The 6,790-nt window shown below is 51.5% G+C and carries 11 protein-coding genes; 10 read left to right on the top strand and 1 reads right to left on the bottom strand.

Annotated features, from left to right (window positions below; genetic code table 11):
- The 6 genes from R6U67_RS06140 to R6U67_RS06115 all read left to right on the top strand — a co-directional run.
- Positions 1-249: zinc ribbon domain-containing protein (locus R6U67_RS06140; protein WP_410251725.1), on the top strand; the 249-nt coding region annotated here is incomplete at its 5' end.
- Between the two features lie 258 nt (positions 250-507).
- Complete coding sequence (locus tag R6U67_RS06135; protein WP_410251724.1) at positions 508-849, top strand: hypothetical protein; 342 nt, start codon at positions 508-510, stop codon at positions 847-849.
- 81 nt (positions 850-930) lie between these two features.
- Positions 931-2,442, top strand: a complete 1,512-nt coding sequence (locus R6U67_RS06130) for an AAA family ATPase (protein WP_410251723.1) — start codon at positions 931-933, stop codon at positions 2,440-2,442.
- Positions 2,443-2,581: 139 nt separating this feature from the next.
- Positions 2,582-2,935 (top strand): DUF1257 domain-containing protein, encoded by a 354-nt coding sequence (locus tag R6U67_RS06125; RefSeq protein WP_068790228.1) that lies wholly within the window; start codon positions 2,582-2,584, stop codon positions 2,933-2,935.
- 163 nt (positions 2,936-3,098) lie between these two features.
- A complete protein-coding gene (locus R6U67_RS06120; protein WP_410251722.1) occupies positions 3,099-3,518 on the top strand; it encodes a hypothetical protein in 420 nt (139 codons plus the stop codon).
- A 26-nt stretch (positions 3,519-3,544) separates the two neighbouring features.
- Positions 3,545-4,342 (top strand): SDR family NAD(P)-dependent oxidoreductase, encoded by a 798-nt coding sequence (locus tag R6U67_RS06115; RefSeq protein WP_410251721.1) that lies wholly within the window; start codon positions 3,545-3,547, stop codon positions 4,340-4,342.
- A gap of 13 nt (positions 4,343-4,355) precedes the next feature.
- Here R6U67_RS06115 and R6U67_RS06110 read toward each other — a convergent pair whose 3' ends face one another.
- Positions 4,356-4,955, bottom strand: coding sequence for a thioredoxin family protein (locus R6U67_RS06110; RefSeq protein WP_410251720.1), 600 nt, complete (start codon positions 4,953-4,955; stop codon positions 4,356-4,358).
- Positions 4,956-5,036: 81 nt separating this feature from the next.
- Here R6U67_RS06110 and R6U67_RS06105 point away from each other — a divergent pair, with 81 nt between their 5' ends.
- From R6U67_RS06105 to R6U67_RS06090, 4 genes are all read left to right on the top strand, one after another.
- Positions 5,037-5,441, top strand: coding sequence for an NIL domain-containing protein (locus tag R6U67_RS06105; protein ID WP_410251719.1), 405 nt, complete (start codon positions 5,037-5,039; stop codon positions 5,439-5,441).
- Positions 5,442-5,510: 69 nt separating this feature from the next.
- Entirely contained in the window at positions 5,511-5,960 is a 450-nt protein-coding gene (locus R6U67_RS06100; RefSeq protein WP_410251718.1) for a hypothetical protein, read from the top strand.
- A gap of 34 nt (positions 5,961-5,994) precedes the next feature.
- A complete protein-coding gene (locus tag R6U67_RS06095; protein ID WP_410251717.1) occupies positions 5,995-6,351 on the top strand; it encodes a nucleotide pyrophosphohydrolase in 357 nt (118 codons plus the stop codon).
- A 164-nt stretch (positions 6,352-6,515) separates the two neighbouring features.
- Positions 6,516-6,790: helix-turn-helix domain-containing protein (locus R6U67_RS06090; protein WP_410251716.1), on the top strand; the 275-nt coding region annotated here is incomplete at its 3' end.

Here is a 6,790-nt window from a genome sequence, read left to right as displayed (position 1 = left end):
TACACGAGCCAAAGTTGTTCTAACTGCGGGGAGAAGGTCAAGAAATCTCTGTCAACGAGAACCCACCGCTGTCCCCATTGTGGTTTTGTTGCTGACAGAGACCATAATGCAGCTATCAATATCCTTGAATTAGGATTGCGTACCGTAGGGCATACGGGAATTAACGCCTCTGGAGACATCGACCTCTGCCTTGGTGGGGAAACTCCTCAAGGTAAGTCGAGTCGCAGAAAGAGGAAACCTCATCAGTAATGGTGGGAATCCCACGCTATATTCTTTGAATTAGCGTGGGAGGATGTCAAGTTAAAACTACGACCAACGGTTTCCCCGGTTGAAACCCTTGCCAGAACACTGAATCGGGGAAGTTTGACCCTTGCGCCGATCTCGAAATTGACGCCACTTTGTAACGGAATGTTACAGTTATGACGTCAAACCAGCAATACGTCTTGACAGTCCCGGAAAAAGTCTTTAGAGTGTTGAACATACCTGGGTCGAACAACCCGAAATCAAATGCAAGACAAACAGAAAGTAACGTTATATCTATCTTCAGAACTGCACCGCCGACTCAAAATTAGAGCAGCGGTTGACGGGGAACCCATGTCAGCCCTAGCTCAAAAGGCGCTCGTATTTTTTCTCGAACATCCTGAAGTTGTCGATCGCTTAGACACTGTATCGGGTCATGCCCATCAAGTGTATAGTTGTCCGAGCTGTGAAACACAAACGGTCGTCCGAGATGGGGAACTGGTTGCCGTCGGACACAGTTCTGAAGCGCTCGAAGGTGATTTAGTTGAACAGGTCAACGCTGGCCTGGAGCAGTCCTCCGAATCTGAAGAAGATTTAGTGACCTGCTAAGATCACGCCAAACTCCCCGAGTGAGCATCTCACCTTGGGTCTGTTAATCCTTATTTGCTCCGTTCACATTGGTCGATGGTTATGAAAGAAGAGCTAAACATTCTCATCCAAGCTCAATACCCTTTAATATACCTCGTGACCTTTGAAGAGGAGCGGTCTGAACAGGCGATCGAGGTGATTGCACAATCGGTTAAACCGCAGCGTCGGGTCTTTACCTGGACATCAACCAAAGGGTTGATTGATTATAGTCAATCCGGTGGGGCCAATCCTCACAACACCTTATCTCCCGAAGCCGCCTTAGACTGGGTCATCCGCCATAAAGAGCCAGGGGTTTATATCTTCAAAGATTTGCATCCCTTTCTCGAAAATCCCAATGTGACTCGTGCCATTCGAGATGCGATCGCCTACTTCCGAGGCACTGATAAAACCATTATCCTCATGTCGCCACTTCAGACGGTGCCGGTTGAGTTGGAAAAGGAAGTCGTCGTCTTAGACTTTCCCCTTCCCGATCTCAAAGAACTCAATCGAGTCCTATCTCGACAGTTGGCAGACTCTCGGAACAAGCGCATCAGCACCGAAGCTCGCGAAAAGCTGCTCAAAGCCGCCTTAGGACTCACGAAGGACGAGGCCGAGAAAGTCTATCGCAAAGCTCAAGTCACCGCTAACCGTCTCACGGAAAGCGAAGTAGACATTGTTCTCTCCGAGAAAAAACAACTCATCCGGCGCAATGGCATCCTAGAATACATTGACGAAGATGAAACCATTGACTCGGTAGGCGGACTCGAGGAACTGAAACGTTGGCTTCATCAACGCTCCGATGCCTTTACCGAAAAAGCTCGGGAGTATGGCTTACCTCAGCCGAAAGGGATGCTCATCCTAGGGGTTCCCGGTTGTGGCAAATCCATGATTGCCAAAACCACCGCTCGTCTCTGGGGACTCCCCCTGCTGCGATTGGATCTCGGACGGGTGTATGACGGCTCCATGGTGGGGCGTTCCGAAGCGAACCTCCGCAATGCCCTGAAAACCGCCGAGTCCATCTCGCCGGCTATCCTCTTCATTGATGAATTGGATAAAGCCTTCGCTGGGGGAGCCGGTTCCGGGGACTCCGATGGCGGAACCTCAAGCCGTATCTTTGGCTCGTTCCTGACCTGGATGCAGGAGAAAACCTCTCCCGTGTTCGTGATGGCCACCGCCAACCGGGTTGAACGCCTCCCTGGAGAATTTCTCCGCAAAGGGCGTTTTGACGAAATCTTCTTTGTGGATTTACCCACCAAGGAAGAACGACAAGAAATTTACCGCATCCATTTATTGAAGCGACGCACCGATATCAGCCGCTTCGATCTCGATCAACTCGCAAAAGTTTCCGAAGGATTTTCGGGGGCAGAAATCGAGCAAGCGACCATCGCCGCGATGTATGAGGCCTTTGCCCAAGATCGCGAGTTCACCCAGCTCGACATTATCGCCGCCGTGAAATCCACGCTCCCGCTGTCCAAAACCATGACCGAACAGGTCACCGCGCTACGAGATTGGGCAAGACAGCGAGCGCGTCCAGCTGCGTCCGCCATGGCTGATTATCAGCGCATGGAGTCGTAGTCAAAGGCTTTCCCCCCGAACTCACCTTTCGGGGGGGAGAGGCTAGCCCAACGGGTTAGCTGTTCAGACGACACGCAAGTGTCATTTATCTAAACCAACCACGTTGTTCTAAACCAAGTTCCACACGGAGGAAACTCTCATGTCTCACTTTAGCACCCTGCGCACCAAAATCACCGATGCAGAAGTTTTAAAATCTTCTCTGCGTGATCTCGGAATCAATGTTAAAACCGAAGCTGATGTGCGTGGTTACAACGGTCAACGTGTTCGCGCCGACCTGGTGGCGGTTCTCGAAGGCGAATACGATTTAGGCTGGTCTCGCAATGGCGACGGCTCCTTTGACCTCATTGCTGACCTCTGGGGTGTTGCTAAGAAACACAATCAGACGGAACTGATCAACTCCATCAATCAGAAGTACGCGGTTAACAAGACTCTGGCTGAAGTTCGCCGTCCGGGTCTGCAAAACGCGAACGTCAAACTGATGGTTCAAAAGTAAAATCGTTGCGCGTTCCCAATCTTGCGGGCTAACCTGAACTTAACGGGTTAGCCCGTTTTTTCTGGGCTATTTTTCTGGGCGAGTTTGGCTGAACGGAAAGTTTGTTAAGATAGGTTAAGGAAAAACGGGTCGTCTTTGAGCGGCCCCGAGTTTGGGAGTCTTTGTGGAAATTCAGCAATTTTTCGGATTTTTCCTACTTCTGGCCGTGGCCATTGCCGGCATGGGCGTGATGGTTTGGGCCTATGCTGGGAGCGGCAGTCGGGCGGTTTTGTTTGTGACGCCGATTCAGGCTCAGGAGAGTTTGGGAGAGGCGTTCGATGCGGGTTGTCAGGCCTTTACGGCGGGGGAGTATGCTCAAGCTATTGCCGCTTTTGAACGTGATTTACGATCGCACCCCAACCATGCCGAAGCCTATCACAACCGAGGATTGGCCTTTGCCAACCTCCGCCAAGATGACAAAGCCGTCGAGAATCTCCTCAAAGCCAGTCAATGCTACGCCGACGCCGATCGCCCCGAGGCCTTAGAGCAATTGCGATCGCAGTTACAGGCCCTCAAAGCCCGTAAACTCGCCAAAACCAGCTAAGCCTACATCGAAACCGTCGCAATCCCATGCCTAGAGCCTTAATTACCGGCGCATCATCAGGAATCGGTGCCGAATTTGCCCGCCAACTTGCCCCCCAAGGCTATGATTTAGTCCTCACCGCGCGATCGCAACCGGCCCTAGAGAGTCTAGCCGCCCAACTGCGCCAGAGTGATCACATTGAAATCGAGGTCATTCCCCTAGATTTAACTGAACCGAATGCCCCGAGTCAGTTATATCAACACACCTGCGATCGCCAACTCCAGATTGATTTACTGATCAACAATGCCGGTTTTGGCGACTACGGAAACTTTGCCGAAGGCGATCGCAGCAAACTCCTCGCCCTGATGCAACTCAACATCATCGCCCTGGCCGATTTAACCCATCAGTTCTTGCAACCGATGCGATCGCGCCACTCAGGAACCATCCTCAACATCGGTTCCATTGCCGGGTTCCAACCCATCCCCTATCTCGCCCTCTACGCCGCCAGCAAAGCCTTCGTTCTCAGCTTCAGTGAAGCGCTTTGGGCAGAAAACCAAGCCTTTGGAGTGCAGGTAATGGCCATTTGTCCTGGCCCCACCGAAACTCAGTTCAACCAAAACGCCGGATTTCCCGAATCCGACTCATCCAGTTCCGCCCCCGGAATGGCCGATGTCGCCTCAGTTGTCGCCGAATCCCTCCAGGCCATGAAACGCAATAGTGGCAGTGCCGTCGTCGGAGGCTGGGCCAACCATATCATTACCAGCCTCCCCCGTCTCTTGCCCCGAGATACCCTCGCCAAAGTCGTGGGTGAGCAGTTTCGCCCGCCCACGACAAGCGGTGAGTAAGCCCCTCTAAGCCTCAGTTAACCCCCTCTTGGACTTGCGCCCCATGACGACGGGGATCATCCCCCTGAGCGCCTAAATTGGGCGCCGCTGTCACCTCAGACCGGCGACCCGCTTGGCGATTATAGGGGAGTGGCGTTCCGGCCAAAAGAGCCTCCAGATTCGCCGCCACAATCCGGCGTGGCTGTTCGCCAATGGTTTGCGCGATCGCCGCCCCCGCCTCATCTAAGAAGACAAAATGGGGGATACCATCCACCTCATATTGGCTCATTTCCGGCAGCCATTTGCTGTTGTCGACGTTGAGCATGACAAAATTGACGCGATCGCCATAGTCTTCGCGCAACGCCTCCATATCCCCGGCCATCGCCTGACAACTGGTACACCAATCGGCGTAAAATTCAACAAACGTGGGTTGGTTATTCCCCAAGGCCACCTCCAAGGGAACCGACCTGTCCGCTAAGCTAGACAGAGAGGCCGTTGTTCCCTGAGTCCGAAGTCCGACAACAATCAAGACACTGAGAACGGCGGCCACCGTAACCACAACAAAATTGCGGATTCGCACCGCTAGAGTCGCCTCAGAGGCGTCGAGGTTTGTATCCAATGGTTGCTCACCCATGAGTTCGTTTAATCGCCTTACACAACACTCTCTCTAGTTTAAAGCCCCAGCCGGGCGATCGCCCTTGAGACCCTAGTTCCCATGAAAAAGCGCGTCACCCTCACCTTTCCCCGCCAATCCGTGCAAATGCCCGTCACCTACCGACTGGCCAAGGATTTTAACATCGCCTCCAACATTATTCGCGCCCAAGTCGCCCCCAACCAAATTGGCAAACTGGTGCTAGAACTGTTAGGAGACATTGACGAAATCCACGAAGCCATCGAATGGATGCGCGCCCAAGATATCGCCGTCTCCATCGCCAGTGGTGAAATCGAAATCGATGAAACCTCTTGCGTCGACTGTGGCCTCTGTACTGGGGTTTGTCCCACCCAGGCCCTATCCCTCCATCCTGAAACCTTTGAACTACACTTTACGCGATCGCGCTGTATCGTCTGCGAACAGTGCATCGCCACCTGTCCCGTTCAAGCCATTTCCACCAACCTCTAATTGCCCCAATTTGCCAACTCGTTCAGGTCTGTGTTGTTGATTTTTTAACTATTAACTGCTTAGTGCCACATGGGTCCCTTACACCTGCTCTCAACCGTTAAAACCCGCTCCTGGCTCTCATTTAGTATCTTCCTGCTGGTCTATATCAACCTCGGTTGGATTCTGTTCGAAGACCAAGCCTCTTGGAGACTTTGGCTTTTTATTTTCATCATGACGATTGCCTTAGCCGAAGCTCTCGCCTCACCTTGGTCTGTTATTCGTAACGTCTGTACTCGCTGGTTAAACTCTAGCTTCCGTGGTTTTGCCACTGCCATGGCCGCCGCTTTTTTGGCGGTTATTTTCTTAACTGAAATCTCCTTTTTTTCCCATCTGGTATTATTGATTTCGGCTGGATTACTGTACCGCTTAGATGCAACAATCATGGGATTGACAGCCTTACAGTCCTTATTATTGATATTCGTAACGGCCATGCTTGGCTTGGGAATTGGTAGCTTATCCTATTTTATCCTTTACGGATAACTCAACTTAAAACCCTAATTAGCAATCATCTATCATGACAGTATTTCCTCATAAATTAGTCCGCGATCGCATCCCCGAAATCATCAAAAAAGCCGGTAAAACCTGTGAAATTGAACATCTCGATCGCGAACACTATCAACAAGCCCTGCGAGAAAAACTCATCGAAGAAGCCCAAGAAGCCGCACAAGCCAACGCCGAAGATCTCCTCAGCGAACTGGCCGATCTCAGCGACGTAATCGAAGCCCTCTTAGCCAGCTATCACATCAGCCCCGAAACCCTGAAACAGGTTCAATCCCAGCGCCAGCAACAACGAGGAGGCTTTAACCAGCAAATCCGCCTCTTGAGCGTCTCAAGCGACGGCGAATCAACTAACAGCCATATCCCACGGTGAACGACTGAACACGCTCATCAAAGATTACGAAAGTAATACGGGAGTCTGAAAGCCCCGTCAATTTATTGCGGGGATGAAAGACGACACGAGCGGCTTTAGCCGCCTTGCTTCCCTATTGTACCTGTTCTAGGGTAAACTAAAACCAATGATTTCGTCAGCAAAAGATGAAAGCTCGATACCCGTATCGAATCGATCCAACCCAGCGCCAGTCCCAAAAACTTGCCCAGTTGTTTGGCTGTTGTCGCGTGGTGTGGAATGATGCTTTGGCTAGAGTTAAGTCAACCCCATCAGGAGACAAGTGGCTGAGTCACTCAGGATTACAAAAACAGGTCATCACTCAAGCTAAAAAGACTCCTGAACGGCATTGGCTATCTGATGTTTCCAGTGTTCCTTTACAGCAGTCTGTGCGAGATTTAGGTGTAGCCTTCTCTAATTTTTT

Origin of the sequence: Sodalinema sp. (genome assembly GCF_046483825.1) — a bacterium.
In the GTDB taxonomy this organism is placed as follows: Bacteria; Cyanobacteriota; Cyanobacteriia; order Cyanobacteriales; family Geitlerinemataceae; genus Sodalinema.
Note: the sequence above shows the minus strand (reverse complement) of the source record. Positions and strands in the feature narration are given on the sequence as shown.